Source organism: Paraburkholderia phenazinium (genome assembly GCF_900100735.1).
Lineage (GTDB): Bacteria > Pseudomonadota > Gammaproteobacteria > Burkholderiales > Burkholderiaceae > Paraburkholderia > Paraburkholderia phenazinia.
The window spans coordinates 308,081-333,091 of sequence record NZ_FNCJ01000006.1 but is presented as its reverse complement, the minus strand read 5'-3'; the positions used below and the strand labels follow the sequence as shown (position 1 = coordinate 333,091).

At 63.5% G+C, this 25,011-nt stretch carries 13 protein-coding genes; 9 read left to right on the top strand and 4 right to left on the bottom strand.

The window, feature by feature from the left end; all coding sequences use genetic code 11:
• Positions 1–52 precede the first annotated feature (52 nt).
• Entirely contained in the window at positions 53–1,441 is a 1,389-nt protein-coding gene (argA, locus tag BLQ92_RS16480; RefSeq protein WP_090685598.1) for an amino-acid N-acetyltransferase, read from the bottom strand.
• 23 nt (positions 1,442–1,464) lie between these two features.
• On the opposite strand from argA, the gene hrpA reads away from it, so the two are divergent.
• A complete protein-coding gene (gene hrpA / locus BLQ92_RS16475) occupies positions 1,465–5,805 on the top strand; it encodes an ATP-dependent RNA helicase HrpA (protein ID WP_090685597.1) in 4,341 nt (1,446 codons plus the stop codon).
• 116 nt (positions 5,806–5,921) lie between these two features.
• On the opposite strand, the gene BLQ92_RS16470 is transcribed toward hrpA, so the two are convergent.
• On the bottom strand, positions 5,922–9,377 hold the full coding sequence (locus BLQ92_RS16470) for a YadA-like family protein (RefSeq protein ID WP_090685596.1): 3,456 nt from the start codon (positions 9,375–9,377) through the stop codon (positions 5,922–5,924).
• Between the two features lie 558 nt (positions 9,378–9,935).
• Between BLQ92_RS16470 and BLQ92_RS16465 the strand changes: the two genes are divergently transcribed.
• The 4 genes from BLQ92_RS16465 to BLQ92_RS16450 all read left to right on the top strand — a co-directional run bounded on the left by BLQ92_RS16465 (position 9,936) and on the right by BLQ92_RS16450 (position 16,251).
• Complete coding sequence (locus BLQ92_RS16465; protein ID WP_090685595.1) at positions 9,936–10,949, top strand: YVTN family beta-propeller repeat protein; 1,014 nt, start codon at positions 9,936–9,938, stop codon at positions 10,947–10,949.
• A 289-nt stretch (positions 10,950–11,238) separates the two neighbouring features.
• Entirely contained in the window at positions 11,239–12,072 is an 834-nt protein-coding gene (locus BLQ92_RS16460; RefSeq protein ID WP_090685594.1) for an EI24 domain-containing protein, read from the top strand.
• Positions 12,073–12,091: 19 nt separating this feature from the next.
• The gene (locus BLQ92_RS16455; RefSeq protein WP_090685593.1) at positions 12,092–12,895 is read left to right on the top strand and encodes a competence/damage-inducible protein A; all 804 of its coding nucleotides are present in this window, start codon (positions 12,092–12,094) and stop codon (positions 12,893–12,895) included.
• A 404-nt stretch (positions 12,896–13,299) separates the two neighbouring features.
• On the top strand, positions 13,300–16,251 hold the full coding sequence (locus BLQ92_RS16450; RefSeq protein WP_090685592.1) for a GH92 family glycosyl hydrolase: 2,952 nt from the start codon (positions 13,300–13,302) through the stop codon (positions 16,249–16,251).
• Positions 16,252–16,553: 302 nt separating this feature from the next.
• Here BLQ92_RS16450 and BLQ92_RS16445 read toward each other — a convergent pair whose 3' ends face one another.
• A complete protein-coding gene (locus BLQ92_RS16445; protein ID WP_090685591.1) occupies positions 16,554–17,018 on the bottom strand; it encodes a rhodanese-like domain-containing protein in 465 nt (154 codons plus the stop codon).
• A 444-nt stretch (positions 17,019–17,462) separates the two neighbouring features.
• Between BLQ92_RS16445 and glnA the strand changes: the two genes are divergently transcribed.
• The 4 genes from glnA to BLQ92_RS16425 all read left to right on the top strand — a co-directional run bounded on the left by glnA (position 17,463) and on the right by BLQ92_RS16425 (position 23,982).
• On the top strand, positions 17,463–18,878 hold the full coding sequence (gene glnA, locus BLQ92_RS16440) for a type I glutamate--ammonia ligase (protein WP_090685590.1): 1,416 nt from the start codon (positions 17,463–17,465) through the stop codon (positions 18,876–18,878).
• 191 nt (positions 18,879–19,069) lie between these two features.
• Entirely contained in the window at positions 19,070–20,212 is a 1,143-nt protein-coding gene (gene glnL / locus BLQ92_RS16435) for a nitrogen regulation protein NR(II) (RefSeq protein ID WP_090685589.1), read from the top strand.
• Between the two features lie 34 nt (positions 20,213–20,246).
• Positions 20,247–21,761, top strand: a complete 1,515-nt coding sequence (ntrC, locus tag BLQ92_RS16430) for a nitrogen regulation protein NR(I) (RefSeq protein ID WP_090685588.1) — start codon at positions 20,247–20,249, stop codon at positions 21,759–21,761.
• 82 nt (positions 21,762–21,843) lie between these two features.
• Positions 21,844–23,982: a prolyl oligopeptidase family serine peptidase gene (locus BLQ92_RS16425; protein ID WP_090685587.1), complete on the top strand. Its 2,139-nt coding sequence runs from the start codon at positions 21,844–21,846 to the stop codon at positions 23,980–23,982.
• An 84-nt stretch (positions 23,983–24,066) separates the two neighbouring features.
• Here the strand turns inward: BLQ92_RS16425 and xth are convergent, their stop codons facing one another.
• Positions 24,067–24,843 carry an exodeoxyribonuclease III gene (gene xth, locus BLQ92_RS16420; protein ID WP_090685586.1) on the bottom strand — a complete coding sequence of 259 codons (777 nt, stop codon included), beginning with the start codon at positions 24,841–24,843 and terminating at the stop codon, positions 24,067–24,069.
• Positions 24,844–25,011: the final 168 nt, after the last annotated feature.

Sequence of the window (25,011 nt, the reverse complement as noted above, 5' to 3'; positions counted from 1 at the left end):
CGCGCAGTTGCGCGTTTTTGCGTTATTTCGGGCAGTCGCGTGAGAAGGCCGCTCAGAGCTGTTTCATCAGCACGAGCGACTTGCGCTGCCAGTTATAGAGGCGGCGGCGATCTTCCGGCAGGTCGTCGACCGTTGCCTTCACAAAGCCGCGTTTCAGGAACCAGTGTTCGGTGCGTGTCGTCAGCACGAAAATGCGCGTCAGGCCGCGGGCCCGGGCGCGCTGCTCGATGCGTTTCAAGAGCCGCTCGCCGTCGCCGGTGCCTTGCGCTTCCGGGGCCACGGTGAGGCACGCCATTTCGCCGATGCGTTCCTGCGTGTACGGATAGAGCGCCGCGCAACCGAACAGCACGCCATCGTGCTCGATCACCGAGAAATGGTCGATGTCGCGTTCGATCTGGTGGCGGCCGCGCCGCACCAGCGTGCCGTCCGATTCGAGCGGCTCGATCAGCGCCAGAATGCCGCCGACGTCGTCCGGTGTCGCTTCGCGCAGGCTTTCGAGGTTCTCGTACGAGATCATCGTGCCCACGCCATCGTGCAGGAACAGTTCCAGCAGCAGGCTGCCGTCGAGCGCGTAGGGGATGATGTGCGCCCGCGCCACGCCGCCGCGGCAGGCGCGGATGCAGTGCTTCAGGTAGAAACCGGCGTCGCCGGTGACTTCGCCGCTTTCATGCAGCTTGTACGCGTCGTCGAGCGAGAGTTCGCGCATCAGTTCGGGGCCTTCTTCGCCGTTTTCCATCAGGCCCGGCGTTTCGGTCAGGAACACGATCTTGTCGGCGCGCAGCGCGATGGCCGCTGCCGAGGCGACGTCTTCCATGGACAGATTGAACGCCTCGCCGGTGGGCGAGAAGCCGAGCGGCGAGAGCAGCACCAGCTTGCGGCTCGCGAGCGAATGGCGGATCGAATCCGCGTCGATCTTGCGCACCACGCCGGTGTGGGCGAAATCGACGCCGTCCAGAATGCCGACCGGCCGCGCCGTCACGAAGTTGCCCGACACCACGCTGATGTGCGCGTGCGCCATCGGCGTGTTCGGCAAGCCCTGGCTGATGGCCGCCTCGATGTCCAGACGCACTTCGCCCGCCGCTTCTTTGGCGGATTCGAGCGCGCGCGCATCGGTGATGCGCATGCCGTGCGAAAACTCGGACTCCACCCCGTGCAGGCTCATCTGCTCTTCAACCTGCGGTCGCGAGCCGTGCACCAGCACGATCTGGATGCCCATGGCCTGCAACAGCGCGATGTCGGACACCAGCGCGTTCAGCAGCCCCTGATGCACCACCTCGCCGCCGAACCCGACGACGAACGTCTTGTTGCGGAACGCGTGGATATAGGGGGCAACCGAGCGCATCCAGTCGACGAATTGCGCATGTTGGGAGTCGGATTCCGCAGCGCCGGACGTGGCCGGAGCGCTCGCGGGCGTGGGGACGAGGTCGGTTTGGGAATTCATGCCCGGGATTATAATGCGCCCCCATGTCGAATGTACCCAAAAGTCCCGCTCCGGCGAACGAGAAAACGGCGCAAGACGCCGGATCAGACCCATCGCGCGAGTCGCACGGCGAGGTAGAGCGCCGCGCGCGGCCCGCTGGCGGCGCGCAGAGACCGTCGCGAGCGGCAAAGTCCGCGCCCGGAGGCGGTGCCGCCGAGCGCTCGCCAGGCGCCGACGCGAAAGCGTCACAGAAGACGGCACGGCCGCAAAAGCCGTCATCGCAGTCGTCGGCGCCGCGCCGCGCCGGCGCAGAACGTGAGCCGCGCGAAACCCGCCCTGAACGTCCAGCTCGTCCCGCGCGCGTCGTCGAGCCAAATCCGATTCCGCCGATCACCTTCCCCGAAGCGCTGCCGGTCTCCGGGCGCCGCGAGGAAATCGCGCGGGCGATTGCCGAAAATCAGGTGGTGATCGTCTGCGGCGAGACCGGCTCGGGCAAGACCACCCAGTTGCCGAAAATCTGTCTTGAGCTGGGGCGTGGCCTTGGCGCCGGCGGCTCGGGCCTGATCGGTCATACGCAGCCGCGCCGGATCGCGGCGTCCGCAACCGGCCGGCGCATCGCCGAGGAACTCGGCACGCCGTTCGGCGAAGTGGTCGGCTACAAGGTGCGCTTTACCGACAATCTGTCGCCGGGCGCCTCGGTCAAGCTGATGACGGACGGCATTCTGCTCGCTGAGACGCAGACCGATCCGCTGCTCAAAGCCTACGACACGCTGATCATCGACGAAGCGCACGAGCGCAGTCTGAACATCGATTTTCTGCTTGGCTATCTGCGCGAGATCTTGCCGAAACGCCCCGATCTGAAACTGATCGTGACCTCGGCGACCATCGATGCGGACCGTTTCGCGCGTCACTTCGGCAGCGAGGATAAACCCGCGCCGGTGATCGAGGTGAGCGGGCGGCTGTATCCGGTCGAGGTGCGCTATCGGCCGGTGGCGGAAGACAGTCCTGCGGTGAAGTCCGCCGAAGGCTCGTCGCAGGCGTCGTCTTCGCGCGAGCGCCCCAAAACGCAGCGCGAAACCGATCGCGACCTGATGGACGCGATCATCGACGCCGTGGACGAACTGTGCCGCGAAGGCCCCGGCGACGTGCTGGTCTTCCTGCCCGGCGAGCGTGAGATTCGCGATGCGGCTGAAGCACTGCGCAAGCACCATCCGCCGCATACCGAGATTCTGCCGCTGTTCGCACGCCTCTCGGCCGCAGAGCAGGAGCGCGTATTCCGTTCCTCGAACGCGCGGCGCATCGTGCTGGCGACCAACGTTGCGGAAACCTCGCTGACGGTGCCGGGGATTCGCTACGTCGTCGATACGGGTCTCGCCCGCGTGAAGCGCTATTCGTATCGCAACAAGGTCGAGCAGTTGCAGGTGGAGTCGATCTCGCAGGCCGCCGCCAATCAGCGCGCCGGGCGTTGCGGCCGGGTCGCCGATGGCGTGTGTATCCGTCTGTATGAAGAAACGGATTTCCAGGGGCGCGTGCGCTTCACCGATCCGGAGATTCTGCGCTCGTCGCTGGCGTCCGTGATTCTGCGGATGAAGTCGCTGCACCTGACCGCGATCGAAACCTTCCCGTTTATCGAACCGCCGCCCGGGCGCGCGATTGCCGACGGCTATCAACTGCTGAACGAACTCGGCGCCGTCGACGACGACAACGAACTGACGCCGCTTGGCCGCGAACTCGCGCGCTTGCCGCTCGATCCGCGTGTGGGCAGGATGATTCTCGCCGCGCGCGATCAGCAAGCGCTGCGCGAAGTGCTGATCATCGCCAGTGCGCTGTCGGTGCAGGATCCGCGCGACCGGCCGATCGAAGCGCAGGAGCAGGCCGACCAGGCGCACCGGCGCTTCGCCGACGAGCGCTCAGAGTTTTTGCAATGGCTGAAGATCTGGAACTGGTTCGAAGAGGCGATCGCCCACAAGAAGTCGAACCGGCAGTTGCACGACGAGTGCCGCGCCAATTTCCTCTCGCAACTGCGCCTGCGCGAATGGCGCGACGTGCACTCGCAACTGCTGACGGTGGTGCGCGAACATGGTTGGCGCCTGAACGACGCCGAAGCGACCTTCGAGCAGATCCATCTGGCGTTGTTGACCGGATTGCTCGGCAATATCGGCCTGAAGGCCGACGACGAGCCTTACTACCTGGGCGCGCGCACCATAAAGTTCTATCTGTGGCCGGGTTCGGCCCTGGTGAAAAAAGCCGGCAAGTGGGTGATGGCGGCCGAGCTGGTGGAGACAAGCCGTCTGTACGCCCGCTGTATTGCGAAGATCGAGCCGGAATGGATCGAGCGGATCGGCGCGCATCTGTTGAAGAAGTCGCTCTCCGAGCCGCATTGGGAAAAACGCGCGGCGCAGGTGTCGGCCTACGAACGTGCCGTGCTGTACGGTCTGCCGATTTACCACCGGCGGCGCGTGAGCTTCGGCAAGCAGGACCCGGCGCGGGCGCGTGAGCTGTTCATTCGCGGCGCGCTGGTCGAGGGCGAGTTCGATACCAAGCTCGCCTTCTTCGCGCACAACCGCAAGCTGCTCGCCGATATCGAGCAGCTCGAACACAAATCGCGTCGCCAGGACGTGCTGGTCGACGATGAACTGATTTACGGGTTCTACGATCAGGCGTTGCCACAAGGCATTTATACGGGCGCGGCGTTCGAGCGCTGGTATCGCGACGAACTGAAGAAGAGCGGCCAGCCCGAGGACAAGCTGCGTTTGCTGTACCTGTCGCGCGACGATCTGATGCGCCACGAGGCAGCCGGCGTCACGACGGACCTGTTCCCGAAGCGCATGACGATGTCCGGCGTCGAGATGGCGCTGACCTATCACTTCGAGCCGGGTTCGCCACGCGACGGCGTGACGCTCGCGGTGCCGCTGTACGCCCTGAACCAGGTCGATGCGCGGCGCTGCGAATGGCTGGTGCCTGGGATGCTGAAGGAGAAGACGCAACTGCTGCTCAAGTCCTTGCCGCAAAAGCTGCGCCGGCATTGCGTGCCGCTGCCGGAATATGCCGCGGGATTTGTGGATCGCAACGGTGGTCCGCGCTTCGGCGCGGGGGGCTTGCTCGAGGCACTGATTGCCGATGTTCGCGAGCAGACCCAGGTAGCGATGAAGCAGTCCGACTTCAAACTCGAGACCCTGGCCGCGCATCTGTTCATGAACTTCAAGGTCGTGGACGAGCACGGGCGGCAGCTCGCGATGGGGCGCAATCTCGCGCAACTGCGCGCGGAGTTGGGCGGCCAGGCGCAGCAGCATTTCCAGAAGATCGCGTCTGGGGCGGCGGGTGTGGCGCTGGCGGGGGCGAGCGGCGTCGGCGGGGCTGGCAATGACGGTGCGGCGGGGCAGGGAGCCGGACAAGGCGGCAATCTACGGGACGGCCAGAGCGGTACTGCGAGCGCAACGTCACGTGAAGCGGGAGCGGGCCGCGGTGCACGCGGGCCGGGTGGTGTACCGGTACCGCAGACCGCCTCGGCAGACGCACCGGCCACGACTGCGCTCTACGAGAACCTGACGACGTGGAATTTCGGCAAGCTCCCCGAATTGCTGGAAATCCGCCGCGGCGGGCAGACGCTGTTCGGCTATCCCGCGTTGGTGGATCGCGGCACGCATTGCGATGTCGAGGTATTCGATTCGCCGGACGAAGCCGCGCGCATTCATCGCGCGGGGCTGCGGCGGCTGTTCGCGCTGCAACTGAAGGAGCCGATCAAGTATCTGGAGAAGAACCTGCCGGGTCTGCGCGAGATGGCGATGCAGTTCATGCCGCGCGGCACCCAGGAGGAGCTGCGCGACCAGTTGATCGATACCGCGCTAGATCGCGCCTGCTTGCAGGATCCGCTGCCGGCCGACGACGTCGCGTTCCATACGCGCCGCGACGAGGGCCGCAGCCGCCTGACCTTGCTCGCGCAGGAAATCGCCCGGTTGGTGGGGCAGATTCTCAGCGAATATGCGAGCGTGACCAGGAAGCTGGTGCAGGCGAAGCCGTTCACGGCAGCCTATGCGGACATGCAGAACCAGCTCGATGCGCTGATCGGCAAACGCTTCGTGATCGACACGCCATATGCGCAGCTTGCGCACTTCCCGCGTTACCTGAAGGGGATCGTGCTGCGCGTCGACAAGCTGAAAGCCGACTCGGCCCGCGACGCCCGGCAGTTTGCCGAGTTTCATCCGTTGCTGCAGAACTATCAGCGCGCGCTGGCGCAGCGCGGTGGCGTGATGGATGCGCGGCTGTCGGAATTCCGCTGGCTGCTGGAGGAGCTGCGCATTTCGCTGTTTGCGCAGGAGCTGCGCACGCCGATGCCGGTGTCGGTGAAGCGCCTGTACAAGGTGTGGGAATCGATGCAGCGCTGAGGCATAAAAAAGCGCGACATCGATCCCTTGGAAATCGATGCCGCGCAAAAGATGCAGGTCCGCCCGGACCTGCATCCACTCGCTGCTCGCGTTATAGGCCCAGGTTTGACCTCCTTTTACCAGTGCATGCCGGCGCCGATCGACGCGCCGAACTGACCGCGCGAATCACTCGTGCCTTGCACCTTGTAGACCCACTTGCCGGTCTCGGACAATTGCGACACGCCAAGCGCGACGGCCGACTGACCGGCATACGTGCCACCCGCGACCGCCACCATGCCGTGCCCTGGCAGGACCGCTTGCGGCAGACCGGCTGCGGCGAGCGCCGAGGCCGTGCCGCCGTAGGCATCGCGGCGTGCCGAACGGATCTGGTCGTCGGTATAGCTGTTGGCCTGGCCGACGGCGCTGCTGATGCCTGAGTTCAACTGGTTCACGTTGACGGCGTCCGTGCCTTGCACACCCGCTGCGACGTTGGTGATCTGGCGTTCACTGCCGACCGCGCCAACCGATACCGTGTTTGCGCGATCTGCCACCGAGCCTTGGCCCAATGCCACGGAGTTGTCGGCGCTGGCGTTTGCGCCGGTGCCGAGTGCCGTGGTGTTGTTGCCGCTGGCGACCGAGTTTGCGCCGACGGCGACCGCATTCGTGCCGCTTGCCTGGGCGTTGGCGCCGGCGGCGACTGAATAGGTGCCGGACGATTGCGCCGCTTCGGTGTTCGTGTTGCCGTCAGCACTGAAGAACGGGCTGGCGCCGCTCGGTGCGATGTTCTGGATCGCACCGCTGATGGCGGCTTCCATCTGGCCGAGGTTGACCGCGTCGGTTGCGGCCACGCCGTCGGCGACGTTGTGGATGACCGTGCCGCCGTCACCGCCCAGCGTGACGCTGTTCTTGTTGACCGAACCGTCGGCGTTGGTGTCGTACATCACGGCGCCGTCGACCTTGGCGGCCTGGCTAGCGACTGCGTTCAACTGCGCGACGTTGACCGCATCGGTGTCGGCGGTGCCGGCAGCGACGTTGGTGATCTGGCGTTCGTTGCCGGCAGAGCCCACCGAGACGCTGTTGGCGCGGTCGGCAACCGAGCCTTGGCCGAGGGCGACGGAGCCGTCGGCGACCGCGCTCGAACCTTGGCCGAGCGCCACCGAGTTCGCTGCGTTGGCGATCGACTGGTTGCCGATGGCGGTGGCGTTTTGGGCCGTGGCTTGAGCGTAGGAGCCGACTGCAGTCGTGGCGGTGACGGTTGGATCATCCAGGTCGCCTGCGACAGAGTTTGCGCCGAGGGCCGTCGAGTTATCGCCGGCTGCAGTAGAAAGCGTGCCTACAGCGGTACTTTGATCGCCGGCGGCCCACGACGAGGTCCCCGCTGCCAGCGACTTCGCACCCGATGCCCCTGCGCCGCTGCCCATTGCGACGGCATGATCGCCGCTGGCGACTGCGTCGTCCGAGCCGTCCTCCGCGCCGTTTGCCTTGAAGTAGTGCGATGTGCTGCCGATGCCGGCCGTGGCGGCAGTCAACTGATCCAGATTGACTGCATCGGTGCCCTGGGTGCCGGCCGCGACATTGGTGATCTGGCGTTCGCTGCCGGGCGATCCAACCGAAACGGTGTTGGCACGGTCGGCCACGGAGCCTTGACCGAGGGCGACGGAGCCATCGGCGCTGGCGTTGGCCAGATTGCCGAATGCAGCGCTGCCAAGGCCCGTTGCCGTGGCGTTGGTGCCGATCGCGGTGGAGCTTGTGCCGGTTGCAGACGCGCCAAAACCGGCTGCAGTATCACCCGTAGCGCCGGCAAGCGATTGGGCGCCAAGGGCCGTCGATTCTTCCCCCATGGCCGTGGAGAGCGTGCCGACCGCGGTGCTTTGTGTGCCGTCCGCCCACGACGATGTGCCGGCGGCCAGCGACTTCGCGCCTGACGCCCCGGCGCCGCTGCCCATCGCGACTGCATGATCGCCGCTGGCGACGGCGTCGTCGGTGCCGTCTTCGAGACCGTCAGCCTTGAAGTAGTGCATGGTGCTGCTATTTGCGACCGCGTTCAACTGACTGACGTTGACTGCGTCGGTGGGAGCGGCGCCGGCTGCGACATTGGTCAAGCGTCGTTCGTTGCCGGCAGAGCCCACGGACACTTCGCCTGCTGCAGCGGCGCCTGCGATCGTTGCGGGGTCCGCGCCAAAGGTCTGGGCTGGCTTGCTCAGATCGGCGGTGGTGGTCGAGTTGGCGCCGAGGGCCACGCTATTGGCTGCCGTTGCGGCGGCGCCGTTACCAATCGCCACCGCGTCGATGTCGGAGGCCGTTGCATCGCCCCCCAAGGCAACAGAGGTGGTGCCCGTTGCCGACGCGGTCATTCCGATTGCGACCGAACCCGCGCCACTCGCAATCGAAAGTGGGCCCATCGCGATCGCGCGCGCACCGCTCGCCTGCGCGTCGTAACCGACTGCCGTCGCATCGGGTCCCGTGGCGTAGGCGTCACCCTGCGGATTCCCGGAATCGTTGACGCGGAAATACCTGATGCCGCTACCATTCTTCGACGTATAAGCGCTATTCGTGTCGCCGGCGATGCTATAGAGTTGCGCGCCGTTGATGGCGTCGGTGCTGGTCGCGGAGACCGTGCCCTGGTGCACGTTCGTGATCGTTGTGCCACCCGTGGCGCCGCCGTCGGTTGACGTCGGGCCCGCAAGTGTGACGCTACCCTTATTCGCCGTGCCGTCGGGGTTGGTGTCGTACTGGACAGCGTTGTTCGCGAGCGAATCGACCTTGCTGTCGACGGCGCTTAGCTGGCTGACATTCACCGCGTCGGTCGCGGCTGCGCCGGCGGCGACGTTGGTGAGGCGGCGTTCGTTGCCGGCGGAGCCGACGGAGACTTCGCCCTTTGCCGTAGTGGCTGCGATTGGCGTGGCGCCCAGGCCGGTCGGCGTGTATGCGGTTGTGGTCAGATCAGCGTTCGTGGTTGAGTTGGCGCCCAAGGCGACGCTGTTGGCCTTGCTGGCTGTAGCACCATTGCCCAGAGCGACCGAGCTGGCGCCCGACGCTTCTGCGTCAACGCCCACCGCAGTCGCGTTGACCCCGGCAGTAGCGCCGGTGCCAACCGCCGTGCCCGATTCGGCGGCTGAGGAGTAGCTGCCTGCCGCGAACGCACTGTCGTCCGTAGCGGATGCGCTGTTACCGATCGCCACGGCGTCATTGGCGGTTGCGTTTGCGGTGCTGCCGAAGGCAATCGAATTTCGACCGCTGGCAGTGGAAGCGGCGCCAATCGCCGTGGCTCCAGCACCGTTTCCGCTCGCGCCCGTTCCAATTGCGATCGAATTTTTCATGCTGGCCGTGGCATTTACACCTGCCGCAACACCGTTGACCCCAACTGCTACCGCGTTGTCGGCACCACTCCCACCCCCATTCACATCAAAGTAGTACTGCGCGTTCGCTGCATGCGCCGATGCCCCTCCCAACAGGGCGGCACCTGCCAGCACAGCCTGCGCCACGATCAGCTTGCGCGACACCCCGCGCTTCGTCTTCGCGCGAGCGGTCTCTGCCGTGGCGACCCACGTACCCGTCGTGTCGTTCCAAACTGATTTGTAGATTTTGTTCATGGTTTATAAAACTCCGCGGTATTGCTTGCGTGGCCGGCGCATAAATGCATTCTGGTCTGGTAAGGCGTCATCGCCCCTATATGTCGCGCGAAATTTGACATAACGATGGCGGTTATTTCGTTCTGCATTCAGTTGAAATTTTCCGCGCGTCCAGTTCGAGTGCGTCTTGCTCATCGGAACCACGAGGTTGAAAGGCACGGGCGATGATCGGCGCGATTGTCAGGCGGGGTGGGGATGTGCCGATATAAGTTAATTCTTAAAACTTGTGTAAATAGTGATTTTTCCATTTTTGATTGAAAATAAATGTTTTAAAACAGGATGAATAGAGAATTGTCTCATCGGTTCTTATTGATACGGGTGGCGTATAAGAATGTAATAATTTGGTGATTTCTCGTTAATCTGCGAGATGTGAATCTTGTTGGTTTCGAAGCTTGAAAACGGGCGACGAGGTGGGAGCTAGCCGCTGGACACGCTTTCGTGTAATCAACCCCGACCTGCATCAACCGCGCATGCTTACAAACGGTCTACAATGCCCGCTGTTCTCTGAAGTGAGCTTCCATGCGCAAATTTTCTTTCCGCGGCCTGAGCGCCGCGTTCGCTGCCGGCACGGCGCTGGCAGCCGCCACAGGCCTGTTCTCACCGGCCGCCCACGCCAACAATGTGATCGTCCTCAACTCCGGCGAAGCCACGCTCAGCCTGATCGACCAGGCCACGCACCAGGTGGTCGGCACCGTGCCGACCGGCAAGGAGCCCCATCACCTGATGGCGACGCCGGACAACAGTTCGCTGATCGTCGCCAACTCGGTCTCCAACAACCTGATGTTCGTCGACCCGAAAACCGGCAAGGTGCAGCGCTGGGTCGAGAACATCGAAGATCCCTATCAGATCGGTTTCTCGCCCGACAGCAAGTGGGTCGTGACGACGGGCTTGCGCCTCGACCGCCTCGACATCTACCACTACGACGGCCGCGACATGACGCTCGCCAAGCGCTTGCCGCTCGCCGTGATGCCGAGCCACATGGCGTTCACGAACGACAGCAAAACCGTGTTCGTCACGCTGCAGGTGTCGGGCGAACTGGCCGCGATCGATCTCGCCACCCAGCAGGTCAAGTGGAAGATGAAGGTGGGTAAGGTGCCGGCCGGCCTGTGGATGACCCCGGGCGACAAATATCTGCTCATTGGCATGACCGGTGCGGATTACGTCGCCGTGGTCGACTGGCGCAACCAGAAGGTCGTGAAGACGATCCAGACCGGCAACGGCGCGCACAACTTCCGTTCGCTCGCGGACGGCAAGCACGTCGCGGTATCAAACCGCGTCGCCAGCACGATCAGCATCATCGACGAAGAGTCGCTCACCAATGTCGGCAACATCACCGGCCTGATGGCGGGCCCCGACGATATGGAACTCTCCGCCGACAAGCGTTATCTGTGGGTGACGTTCCGCTTTGCGAAGCACGTCGGCATCATCGATCTGAGCACTCGCAAGCTGATTCAGACGATTGCGGTGGGCCGCTCGCCGCACGGCATCTATTTCTACGACCGCGCGCCGGTGACGGCGCCCAACGGCGCGTAAGCGAGCTTAAGCGAGCTTGGGCGAGCAGGGCGGCGCGCCGGGAGCGGCCGCCGTGCTTCGAGTGCTTGTTTCGAATCCGCGTTTCGCGTTCGCGCTACGTCCGTGCCTCCAGCCCGCATCCCGGCTGCGGATTTCAGTTCCGCATTTCGCCCCGTTTTCCTCCGCTTCCGCCGCCGGTGCTACCGGCGGCGCGTCTCGTGGTTTATCCTGTCCTGATTTAGTGCACGTTCGGCTGAATCTTTCGCCGCTTTCCGGTGTCCCATCGTTTCGTTCACTCGCACTGACTCGCATGAATGATCTGTTGCGCTCGTTCGGACGCGCGCTGGCAAGCGCGCTCCACCCGCGCATGCTCTGGCTGACCTTCCTGCCGTTTCTGGCGGCAACGGTCGTCTGGGGCGTGACTTTGTGGTTTTCCTGGCAGACGCTGATTGGCGCCACGCGCGCGTGGCTCGACGGCTGGTCGTTCACGAACACTGTTTATCACCTGTTCGACTGGGTCGGTTTTTCCTCGCTGCACTCGGTGCTCGCACCGTTCATCGTGATTGCCATGGCGATTCCGCTGATCGTTGTGACGATCCTGCTGCTGATCGCCACGCTATCGATGCCAGGTGTGATCCGCCATCTGTCCGCGCGGCAGTTCGCGGGCCTGGAGATGCGGCGCGGAGGAACGTGGTACGGTAGTCTCGGGCAAGCGCTGTGGACCACGCTGATCTGTCTCGTGTTGCTGATCGTCACTTTGCCGCTGTGGCTGATTCCGCCGTTCTTCGCGCTGATTCCACCGCTGCTGTGGGGCTGGCTGACCTACCGCGTGATGACTTACGACGCGCTCGCCTTGCATGCGAGCCGCGACGAGCGGCGCGCGCTGGTGCGGCGTTATCGTCTGCCCCTGCTGCTGATCGGCGTGGCGAGCGGTTTGCTCAGTTCGCTGCCCACGCTGCTATGGGCGTCGTCGGTCTGGCTGATTGTGCTGTTCCCCGTGATCACGGCGGTGACGATCTGGATCTACGCGTTCATCCTCGTCTTTTCCGCGCTGTGGTTCGGCTATTACTGTCTGCGCGCACTGCAGCGCATGCGCGCCGAAGAGCAAGGCGCGCGTCAGGCGGCGCCGGTGGTTCCCTACTGAATTCAATTGAGAGGCTGCAATGGCATTTGGCGTCATCATCATCGGCGACGAAATCCTGTCGGGCAGACGCGTCGACAAGCATCTGCCGAAGGTCATCGAGTTGCTGACCGCGCGCGGCCTGTCGCTCGGCTGGGCCGAGTACATCGGCGACGAGCCCGAGCGCATCACGGCCACGCTGCGGCGCACCTTCGCCTCGGGCGACATCGTGTTCTCGACGGGCGGCATTGGCGCCACGCCTGACGACCACACGCGCCAGTGCGCGGCGGCGGCCCTCGGTGTGCCACTCGAGTTGCATCCCGAGGCGGCGGAACTGATTCGCGAGCGGATTCGCGAGACGCATCCGGCGAATTCGGCCACGCCAGTCGACCTCGAGTCGCCGGACAACCGTCACCGGCTCAACATGGGCACGTACCCGAGCGGCGCCTCGATCATTCCGAACGGCTACAACAAGATTCCTGGCTTTTCGGTGGCTGACCATCACTTCGTGCCTGGCTTTCCGGTGATGGCCTGGCCGATGATCGAGTGGGTGCTGGACACGAAGTACGCGCATCTGCATCACGCCATGCCGCATGCAGAGAAGTCCTTGCTGGTGTTCGAACTGCCGGAGTCGACGCTCACGCCGCTGATGGAAAAGATCGAGCACGACTTCCCCAACGTGCGGGTGTTTAGCTTGCCGAGCGTCGGCGATGCGGAGCGCGGCGGTATTTATGCGCGGCGGCACATCGACCTGGGCGTGAAGGGCGAGCCGGAAGCGGTCGCCGCGGCGTTCGTGAAGCTGCGCGAGGGCGTGCATCTGCTGGGCGGAGATATCGTCGAGCCGTAAGCGGCGTCGCTGGCGAGGGGCGAATCAAGTCACCGAGAGGGGCGGGGCCGGCCGGCACCGCCCGGGGCTGAGCGCCGCTTGCCGGTAGCCATGGGGATAGTCGGTAATTCATACGGATTCCCATCCATTCCATTCATCCGCAGCAGTGACATCTTTTCCGGATATCCGTTAAATAAAATGCACCGTGCATAGCCGGATGCGCCTGCCAATCCGGCGCATCCGATTGAACCGATTATTTAACGTTTCGATTCGATTTTAGTTTGTTTAGTAAATTCAAATAAACATAAACCATCAATAGATAATCAGTTGACTCGATTTGAGCGCCTCGTATAGCATGGCCTCCAGCCATTGACGCATCGTCAAATGGATAGTTCGCATGACTAAACAATATTCTGGAGACAGCCATGATGGATTTACGCCGTCTTGCGGTTGTTCTAATCGCCATTGGTGCTCTGGCGGGCTGTGGCGGAGATGGTCCGGGCAGTCAGTCCGGTTCCGGGAGCGCTGTGGTCGCGGCCGACCAGCGTGACGCGACGGGGCAGAGTGGTGCAGGCGCCGGTTCTAACGGCGCAAACACGGCCGCTACAAACAACGACGAAGAAGCGCCCGCTGACGATCGCCGCGTCCTGCGCCTGACCCAGTACGTCGATCCGTTGATCGGCACCTTGGCCAGCAACTCTCCGAATCCGGTGCCCGCTGGGCAGGCCGGCAGCGTGGTGCCCGCAGCGGGCCTGCCGAACGGCATGGTGCAATGGGCTCCCGATACCAATACCACCCCGGCGCCGTCGAATAGCGCGGAACCGGGTTCGCCGGCCGGTTACTACTACGACATCGGCTCGATCCAGAGCTTCAGCCTCACGCATATGAGCGGCGCGGGCTGTTCAGGCAACGACGGAGAATTCCCGGTTATGCCGACGCTGGATGCCAGCAAGCCGCTCGCGCAGACCTTCAGCCACACCAACGAGAAGGCGGTAGCGGGCGCCTATTCCGTGCTGCTCGACAACCAGATCAAGGTCGAGTTGACGGCGACCCTGCGCACCGGCTTCGGTCGCTTCACGTATCCGGATCGGCAGCCGTCGACTCTCGTGCTCAATACGACCTATACGAATACGCAATCGAGCGTGGCCGGCTCGGTCACCCAGGTCGACGCTCGCACGGTTTCAGGCAGTACCACCGGCGGGCATTTTTGCGGCAACGCGACCAACGTGCCGGTGTACTTTTATGCGCAGTTCAGCCAGCCATTTGCGTCGACGTCTGCGTTTACCAATGGCCGCGCCGTGCTGAATTTCGGTAAAGGCAAGACTGTCCTGATGAAAATCGGTATCTCGTACGTCAGCGTTGCCAATGCCAGGGATAATCTCGAGAAGGAAAATCGATTCTGGGATTTTGACGGCGTGAAGGCGCTAGCCGATTCGATCTGGAATCAGCGCCTTAATACGATTCAGGTAAGCAGCCGCGATAACGCCGCGCTGACGAAGTTTTATACCGCGTTCTATCACGCGTCGTGGGCGCCGAGCGTATTCAGCGATGTGAATGGTCAATACATCGGCTTCGACCAGAAGGTCCATCAGGTCAGCGCGGGCCATGCGGCGCAGTACACCAGCTTTTCGGGTTGGGACATCTACCGCTCGTTGATTCCGCTCAAGGCCACGCTGTTTCCGCAGGAGACCAGCGACATGGCGCAGTCGCTCGTGAACGATGCGGACCAGTGCGGCGCGATTCCGCATTGGGTCAATGACAACGTCGAAGACGGCGTCATGCCGGGCGATGCCGGATCGTTGATCGTGGCGGGCGCGTACGGCTTCGGCGCGCGCAATTTCGATACCGCGGGCGCCTTGAGCCACATGATCCGGATGGCCAACATTCCCGGTACCGCGTGCAACGGCGTGACGACCAACGGCGGGCGCGCCAGTTATCTGCAGTTCGGCTATATCACGAGCGGCGAATGGGGGCAGGCATCGTCCACGCTGGAATACGGCAGCAGCGATTTCGCCATTTCGCAGTTTGCCGGCGCACTGGGCAATACAAGCATTCAGAAGATGCTGCGCAGCCGCTCGGCTTACTGGCAAAACCTGCTCAACACGTCGCTGACGCCGCCTCTGATCGCCGGGCGCAATTCGGACGGCAGCTGGATTCCGGAGACACAGAGCAGCACCGACAACTACGTGGAAGGCAACGCCGAGCAGTACACATGGATGGTGCCGTTCAATCCGGCCGGACTCTTTGCGCAACTGGGCGGCAATACGACCGTCGTGCCGCGCCTGAACACGTTCTTCACGGTGTTGAACGCCGGGACGAGCCTGCCCAATTTCTACATGGGCAACGAACCGACCTTCGAGGTGCCCTGGATGTATAACTGGGCCGGTTCGCCGTCGGGCACGCAGAATGTCGTCCAGCAGATCATGGCGAGCGCCTTCGGCACCGGGCCGAACGGGTTGCCCGGCAATGACGACCTGGGCGCTGTATCAGGGTGGTATGTGTGGGGCGCACTGGGTCTCTATCCGGAGATTCCGGGTGTCGGCGGCTTTGCGATCGGCAGTCCGCAGTTCTCGTCCATTACCGTTCACCTCGGGAACGGCAAGACGCTGCGAATCAGGGCACGCGGCGCGCCCGCCGCGAATTACGTGCAAAGCCTGCGCGTCAACGGCGCCGCGCACAACAGTTCGTGGCTCGATGTCGACGCGCTCGCCAACGGAGCGACGCTGGACTTCGCGATGGGTTCGTCTCCTTCGCAGTGGGGCGCAGACCCTGGCGACGCGCCGCCGTCATATGGCGTGCCGGTCGCGCTCAATGTGGCGGATGCCTTCAACAACCACGGCATCAGCACGGACGGCAGCACCAATACCGATGGTCTGGGTGCGGACTTCGACGGCTCGCTTTATAGCTACTCGTCGCAGGCATTGACGGCGGCTGGCGCGCAGCCGGGCAAGCCGTTCGCGTTCGGTGGCGCCAGCTTTACCCTGTCCGGCGGTCCGCTGGATAACGCCGTGGCGGTGGGGCAGACCATCGCGACGCCGGCGGGCACGAGAGGCAGCGCGCTGGTTCTGCTGGGTTCGGCCAATAACGGCCCCGGCTCCGGCGCGGCGCTCGTGACCTATGCCGACGGCACGACCACGCCGTTCACGCTTGCCTTCGACGACTGGACCTTGAATGGCGGCAGTGCGGCGCCGGTGGACCCCATTGCGCTGACGACCACGTACCGCAATGCCGGCGATGGCACCAACAACGCCGTCAAGACGTATCTGTTTGCGCAGAAAGTGCCGCTGACACCCGGCAAACTGGTCGCGAGCGTCACCTTGCCGAGACAGGTGAGTGCCGGCAAGCTACATGTGTTCGGTATTGCCGCCGCGCCTTGAGTTGAGAGGGCGTCTTTAGAGCGGCACCCAATCAGCGAAGCGGTCGTCGTGCGGCAGTTGGGTGTTCACGATGCCGCATCATCGCAGTGTCACATCGCGCGCCGACGATGCAGTCAATGTGTCGTCGGCGCGTGCCGTTTCTAGCGGGTTGCGGCTGTCACGCTCCGCTGGCTTTCATATGCGGGCGCGGCTTTAAGCGGGCGTTACGCGTAAGCAGCCGTTAAGCGCAAGCGGGCCCTAAGCGTAGGAAGGCCTAAGCATAGGAAGGCCTAAGCATAGGAAGGCCTAAGCGTAAGCGGCCCTTACGCGCCGATCCACGGCAAACCGCGGAAACACCACCCCGAGACCGTCTTTCGATGCCCCTGGCCGTCCTTGTCGCCTTCAAAGCCTTCCAGCAGGTCGAAGGCCTTGGTAAAACCGGCTTGCGTTGCGGCGATGGCGGCGAGCTTCGAGCGCGCGGCGCTGCGGCACAGAAACAGCACGGGCGTATCGGCCGTTGCGGCCGTGCCCAACTGCTGCAGGAATTCCTGATTCGGTACCGCCCCCGGATAGCGGGTCCACTCGACGTGTGCGTACTGGCCGTCGCCGACCACCGGCCGGCCGACCCAATCGAGTTCCGCGCGCGTGCGCACGTCGACGAGGCGGGTGTGCGGATCGAGTTGCAGCAGCTCGAAGGCCTCGGCGGGCGACAGGGCGCCCGCGTAGGGCAACTGGTTCTCGAGGCGGCGCTTTTCGGCCTGCGCATACAACTGTTCGAGCGTACTCATGACAGCAACTCTCCTTCGGACCAAATGAACATTCTAGCGCGGCGGCCTCATCGTGCGCGCTGCGCCGGCACGGCGCGACACGCCGATCCGTCAGACGAGAATTGCGCCAAAAAGGTGCAAACCGGGCATAATGCCCCAAAACGGGGATTCAATCCGATGCGCATTTCTGGATTGCCCTATGATGGTGCTTCTGTTTCAAGAAAGAGGTCTCGTTCACGCCTGTCGAGGTGCGCCGATTCCCCGCAAACGCGCGTGGCGGAGGCTTCTGCGCCGGCTTGGCGCATACATGGCACAGAAGCTGCTTAGTAGGTGCCGATCGATTCGATCACCGGCTTTCGGCGTCCGCTTTCGTGTGGTCTCAATGCGAGGTAGACGTGCCGGGACGGGTCAGCTAGATTTGGGCGGCGGCTCAATCCGCCGAATTCGTTAATCAGGAGATAGGTTATGAGTAAATCCGTGGCCGACGTCATGCAAATCGTCAAGGACGAGGACGTCAAGTTTGTCGACTTCCGTTTCACCGACACGCGAGGCAAAGAGCAACACGTATCGGTGCCGGTGTCGGCATTCGACGAAGACAAGTTCGAGAGCGGCCATGCGTTTGACGGTTCGTCGATTGCCGGCTGGAAAGGCATCGAAGCGTCGGACATGCTGCTCGTACCGGACGCAAACACGGCGTTCATCGACCCGTTCTATGAAGAATCGACGCTCGTTCTGACGTGCGACGTGGTCGAACCGGCGGACGGCAAGGGCTATGAACGCGACCCGCGTTCGCTCGCCAAGCGCGCAGAAGCCTATCTGAAGAGCACGGGCCTTGGCGACACGGCTTTCTTCGGTCCGGAACCCGAATTCTTCATTTTCGACTCGGTCCAGTGGAACACGGACATCTCGGGCTGCTTCGTGAAGATCGGCTCGGAAGAGGCTCCGTGGTCGTCGGCGAAGGAATTCGAAGGTGGCAACACCGGTCACCGTCCGGGCGTCAAGGGCGGCTACTTCCCGGTGCCGCCGGTCGACTCGTTCCAGGACATCCGTTCGGAAATGTGTCTGCTGCTCGAACAGATCGGCATTCCGGTCGAAGTGCATCACCACGAAGTCGCAGGCCAGGGCCAGAACGAAATCGGCACGAAGTTCTCGACGCTGGTGCAACGCGCTGACTGGACGCAGCAACTGAAGTACATCGTGCACAACGTGGCGCACACCTACGGCAAGACGGCAACGTTCATGCCGAAGCCGGTAGTGGGCGACAACGGTTCGGGCATGCACGTTCACCAGTCGATCTGGAAGGACGGCCAGAACCTGTTTGCAGGCAACGGCTACGCTGGCCTGTCGGAATTCGCGCTGTTCTACATTGGCGGCATCATCAAGCACGCTCGCGCGCTGAACGCCATCACGAACCCGACGACGAACTCGTACAAGCGTCTCGTGCCGCACTTCGAAGCACCGGTCAAGCTCGCTTACTCGGCGCGCAACCGTTCGGCATCGATCCGTATTCCGCACGTGTCGAACCCGAAGGGCCGCCGTATCGAAACGCGCTTCCCGGATCCGATGGCTAACCCGTACCTGTGCTTCTCGGCACTGATGATGGCAGGTCTGGACGGCGTGCAGAACAAGATCCATCCGGGCGAAGCAGCCGACAAGAACCTGTACGACCTGCCGCCGGAAGAGGATGCAAAGATCCCGACCGTGTGCGCCGGCCTCGACCAGGCACTGGACGCGCTGCACAACGACCGCGAGTTCCTGACGCGCGGCGGTGTGTTCACCGATTCGATGATCGACGCTTACCTGGAACTGAAGGAAGCGGAACTGCAACGTGTGCGTATGACCACGCACCCGGTCGAGTTCGAACTGTACTACTCGCTGTAAGCGGCGATGGCGCTTCGCCTCCCAGGTGTGGCGAAGCGCGCGCCCGACGCTCGTGACTGGTCGAATGCGGGTCACAAAGGGACGGCGGCGCCGTCCCTTTTTTGTTAGGCCCTAGTGTTGGCGTTTGCGATGCCGTTCGCGAAGCGCGGGCGGTTTGTTTTACCACCATCTCTCATCGGCCAGACTGCAAGATGGTTCTGAAGAATCTGATTAAAGCAAGAAAGGGGCATGCCGAGCCGCTGTCGGAAAACGCACAGTTGGTGGATTCCGGCTTGCTGACGGGGTTCGAGGCCTTGCCGACGGTCGTGCTCGTGCTCGAAAAACGCACCCTGCGCGTAGCGTTTGCCAATCCGTCCGCGGAGGCGATGCTCGAGTTGTCGCGCCGGCAACTGACGCAGATGGCGTGGCCGGACATCTTCGCGAACTCGGACGAGCTGATTGCGACGGTCGCCTCGATTGCCGCTCACCGTTTTCACGCGACGCATCTCGACGCGGTGCTGGAGCGCCAGGGCCACGAACCGCTGCATGTGCATGCGATCGTGGGTTATCTCGAAGGCGCGCCGGACTTCGTGCTGCTCGAACTGTTCGAGAACGAGCGCCACTTGCGCACCGACCGCGAAGAACGCATCAACGACCTGACCGCGGTCAACAAACAACTGATCCGCAATCTCGCGCACGAGATCAAGAATCCGCTCGGCGGCATTCGCGGTGCGGCGCAATTGCTGGAATTCGAACTGGGTGTGCGCGAGCGCGATGAGTTGCGCGAGTACACCCAGGTCATCATCAAGGAGTCGGACCGGCTGCAAACGCTGGTCGACCGGCTGCTCGAGCCGCACCGTCATCCGCATATCGTGGGCGACGTGAATATTCACGAAGTGTGCGAGCGCGTGCGGGCCGTGATTCTGGCGGAGTTTCCGCGCGGCCTGACGATTGAGCGCGACTACGACGTGAGCGTACCCGATCTGCGCGGCGACAAGGAACAACTGATTCAGGCGGTGCTCAACATCGTGCGCAATGCGGCTGAAGCGTTGCGCGAACGGATTTCGCAAGGCGACGCGCGCATCGAATTGCGCACCCGCATTGCACGCAAGATCACCATTGCGAAACGCTTATGTAAGCTGGCATTGGACTTGCATATCATCGACAACGGACCTGGCATTCCAGAAGATATCCGCGACCGCATTTTCTATCCGCTCGTTTCGGGGCGTGAAGATGGCAGCGGTCTGGGTCTCACGCTCGCGCAGACTTTCGTGCAGCAGCACGATGGACTGATCGAAGTAGAAAGCCGTCCGGGCCACACCGAGTTTCAGATTCTGCTGCCGCTCGACTGCTAATACCACACGCACCTAAAGACTTCTGACCGACCATATGAAGCCGATCTGGATAGTAGACGACGATCAATCGATACGCTGGGTGCTCGAGAAAGCCCTCGCCCGTGAGAACTTCGCGACGCGCAGCTTCGCGAATGTGCGCGATGCAGCAGTCGCGCTCGATCACGACAGCCCGCAAGTGCTGGTGTCCGACATTCGCATGCCCGGCGGTTCGGGCCTCGAATTGCTGCAGACGGTACGCGACAAGGTGCCGGGCTTGCCCGTCATCATCATGACGGCGTTCTCGGATCTCGATAGCGCGGTAGCCGCGTTTCAGGGCGGCGCCTTCGAATATCTCGCCAAGCCGTTCGACGTCGACAAGGCGGTCGAACTGATCCGCCGCGCCGTCGACGAAAGCATGCGCGGCGAGCAGACGTGGGACGAACGCGTTGCCGATGCACCGGAAATGCTCGGCCAGGCGCCGGCGATGCAGGATATGTTCCGCGCCATCGGCCGCTTGTCCCATTCTGCGGCGACCGTGCTCATTACCGGCGAATCAGGCACCGGTAAGGAACTGGTCGCACGCGCCTTGCACCGGCATAGCCCACGCGCGAACGGTCCGTTCATCGCGTTGAATACGGCAGCGATTCCGAAGGATTTGCTGGAGTCCGAACTATTCGGCCATGAGCGCGGCGCGTTCACCGGCGCGCAGGCGATGCGCCAGGGGCGTTTCGAGCAGGCCGAGAACGGCACGCTGTTTCTCGACGAAATCGGCGACATGCCGTTCGATCTGCAGACGCGTTTGCTGCGCGTGCTCTCCGATGGGCAGTTCTATCGGGTGGGCGGCCACAATCCGTTGCGCGCGAACGTGCGGGTGATTGCCGCTACGCACCAGAACCTCGAATCGCGCGTGCGTCAAGGCCTGTTCCGCGAGGACTTGTATCACCGCCTCAATGTGATCCGGCTGCGCCTGCCGGCGCTGCGCGAGCGCAGCGAAGACATTCCCTTGCTCACGCGGCACTTCCTGCAGAAGAGCGCGCGCGATCTCGGCGTCGAGCCGAAGCGGGTCTCCGAAGAAGCGCTGGCGTACCTCGCATCGCTGCCGTTTCAAGGCAATGTGCGCCAGCTCGAGAATCTCGCCAACTGGTTGACCGTCATGGCGCCGGCGCAGACCATCGAGATCAAGGATCTGCCGCCCGATCTGGTGCCGGCTCAGGCCGGCTCGGCGGAGATCGCCGCGGGCGGCGTGCTGGGCGCCGATGCGACCGGCGGCGTCGCGGGGCAGGCGGCGGCGAACGGGACCACGCTGCCGGCGCACGTGGCGTCGATGCCTGGCATGCCGGTCGCGGCTGCCGTCGCCGCGTGGGAGAGCGGCCTGCGCACCGAGGTTGCACGGATGCTGCGCGAGAACGCGCCCGATGTGATGGACGAACTCGCCCGGCGTTTCGAAGCGGCGGTGATTCGCGAAGCGCTCGACTTCACGCGCGGCCGCAAGGTGGAAGCGGCTGAGCGCCTGGGTATCGGCCGCAATACGATCACGCGCAAGATTCAGGAACTGAACCTCGAACCTTGAGGTTGGCTTGATCTGGGGGACTTAAAGGGGGCGGGGCGGATCACAAGGCATAATCGTCGTTGTTCAGTTACGACGGTCCACCATGCCCGCATCCGCTTCGACTTCACCGACTTCAGTTTTCTGGCCGCTTTCTCCTGATCCTTTCCTGTCACTCGAGTCGCTCGACGAGCCTGCCGCGATGGCCTGGGTCGAGCAGCAGAACGCGCGCACCCGTGTCGCGTGGTGCAAGGGGGCACGCTTCGATAGCCTCACGCAGCGCCTCGCTGCAGCCTATCTGCCGCACGAGCGGCCGGTGATTCCCGATCGCTGGCAGGACTGGGCCTACGATCTGTGGCAGGACGAGCGCAATCCCAAAGGCATCTGGCGCCGCACCTCATGGGCGAGCTGGCGTGCAGGCGCTCCGGCGTGGCAGAACCTGCTCGACTTCGACGCCCTCGGCGCGGCCGAGGGTACGCCATGGGTCTGCGTCGAACTCGACATCCTCTATCCTGACGGCGATCGCGCACTCGTGACCTTGTCGCCGGGCGGCTCGGACGCGGTGGTGGTGCGCGAATTCGATATCGACGAACAACGTTTTCTGAGCGAAGGCTTTATCGTCCCCAAGGCGGGCAAGCATACGGTCTCGTGGATCGATCGCGATACGGTCTATGTGGGCTGGGACAAAGGCGGCAAGACACTGACGCGTTCCGGCTATCCGCGCGAAGTGCGGCGCTGGTCGCGCGGCACGGCGCTCGCCGAAGCGCCGGTGGTGTTTCGTGGCGAGTTTGGCGATATCAGCGTCGATGCCAATTACGACCCGATCGATTTGCGGCACACGGTGGTGCGCAGTGTCGACTTCTTCGATTCCGAAACGTTCTACCTCGATGCCGCCGGTGCGTGGCAGCAGTACGACGTGCCCGAGCATGTGGCGGTGGGCGGCTGGGAAGGGTGGTTGCTGCTCGAACCGCGTCTCGACTGGTCCTGCGAAGGCGCGCACTTTCCGGGCGGCGCGCTGCTGGCGATCCGCGAGCGCGAGTTTCTGGCCGGCGAGCGCCGCTTCGTGCCGCTCTTCATGCCGAGCGCGCAGACCTCGGCGTGCGACTGGACGCACACGCGCCATCATCTGATCGTCTCGTATCTGGACGATGTGCAGGGCAAGACAGTGCTGTGGCAACCGCAGCAGAGCGAGGGTGGTGCATGGGAGTGGACCTCGCGAGCCTTCCCGGCACGCGCGAGTTCGCAGGTCGACGTGTCGCCGATCGAGCCGACGCTCAACGACGAGGTGTATGTCGATGTCGACGATTATCTTCAGCCGCCCGAGTATTGGCTCACCGATCTGGCGCGTGACGATCTGACCGGATGGGAGTTGCTCGACCGCTGGCCGACCCAGTTCGACGCGGCGCCTTATGCGGTGAAGCGCGGCCACGCGCACTCGGCTGACGGCACGCGGGTGCCGTACACGGTGATCGGTCCGCGCGCGCTGCTGGAGGGCGATCAGCCGGAGAATGGAGCATCCGCGGCACGCCCGTGTCTCTTGACCGGCTACGGCGGCTTCGCCATTCCGCTCACGCCGAGCTATCTGACCGGTCCTGGGATCGGCTGGCTCGCGCAGGGTGGGGTGTTTGTGGTCGCGCATATTCGCGGTGGCGGCGAATTCGGCACGGATTGGCATCTCGCGGCGCAAGGCGCGCACCGGCAGCGTTCGTTCGACGATTTCATCGCCGTTGCAGAGACGCTGATCGCCGATGGCGTGACCACGGCGGCGCAACTGGGCATCAAGGGCGGCAGCAACGGCGGCCTGCTGGTGGCGGCGTGCATGGTGCAGCGGCCCGAACTGTTCGGTGCGGTGGTGTGCGAGGTGCCGCTGCTCGATATGAGCCGCTATCACCTGCTGCATGCGGGTGCGTCATGGATCGACGAATACGGCGATCCCGACGAGCCCGATGAAGCCCGTGTGCTCGCGACTTACTCGCCATACCATCACGTGCGCGGCGAAGTGGTTTATCCGCCGGTGCTGTTCACCACCTCGACCAGCGACGACCGGGTCCACCCCGGACATGCGCGCAAGATGGTGGCGCGCATGCAGGCGTTCGGGGCGCAGCAGGTGTGGTATCGGGAGAATACGGACGGCGGCCACGGCGGCGGTTCCGATGAACTGGAACAGGCCGTGCATGATGCGATGGTGTATGAGTTTCTGTGGACGTGCCTGAACGGTTCGGAGCCGGGCAACAGCGCGGGGTAGGATGGCGCCCAGTCCGCAGCAGGGCAGAGCCGCCCCGCTTAGCGCAGGGCGGCTCTGCCGCGCTCAATAGACGTTAGTCACGCCTCAGTCGATCTGCGCGACCACCGGTGCGTGGTCGGACGGCTGATCCCATTTGCGCGGCGTCTTGTCGACGTCGCAGAACGTGCAGGCGTCGGCAAGCGGTTTCGACAACAGGATGTGATCGATGCGCAGGCCGGCGTTGCGGCGAAACGCGAGCATGCGGTAGTCCCACCACGAGAACACTTTCTCAGGCTGGTCGAACAGGCGGAAGGCATCGACGAGCCCCAGTCCGACGAGGCGCACGAATTCGGCGCGTTCTTCCGGTGATACGAGGTTCTGTCCTTCCCAGGCTTTCGGATCGTGGACGTCGCGATCTTCCGGGGCGATGTTGTAGTCGCCGAGCAGGGCGAGCTTCGGGTACTGCGCGAGTTCGCTCGCCACCCAGTCGTGCAGCGCGGCGAGCCAGCGCAGCTTGTAGGCGAACTTGTCCGTGCCGGGCGCCTGACCGTTGGGGAAGTATGCCGAGATCACGCGCACGCCCTCGATGGTCGCGGCTATCACGCGTTGCTGCGGATCTTCGAAGCCGGGGATATTGCGCACAATCGTGCTTTCGTCGACGTTCAGGCCCTCGCGCACCAGGATGCCGACACCGTTATAGGTCTTCTGGCCGGCGTACCAGCTCCGATAGCCTTTTGCTTCGAGATCGGCGCGGGGGAATTTGTCGTCGGTGAGCTTCAGTTCCTGCAGGCACAGGACCTCGGTGTGGCTCGTCTCGAGCCAGTCGATCACATGCTGCTGGCGGACTTTCAGCGAGTTGACGTTCCAGGTGGCTATTTTCATAGAGTTCTCACATCCTTACTGGATAGGGCTTTGCGGAGGGGATGTCCCGGCGCGTTTCGATCTGGCTACCCGTCTGGCCAGTCACTTTGGTGGCGGCAGGCATTTTGGGTTTCGGCGGCGAATGTTACAGCAGTGGACCTGTCCCCAGTGTAGACAGCAGAAACTGGG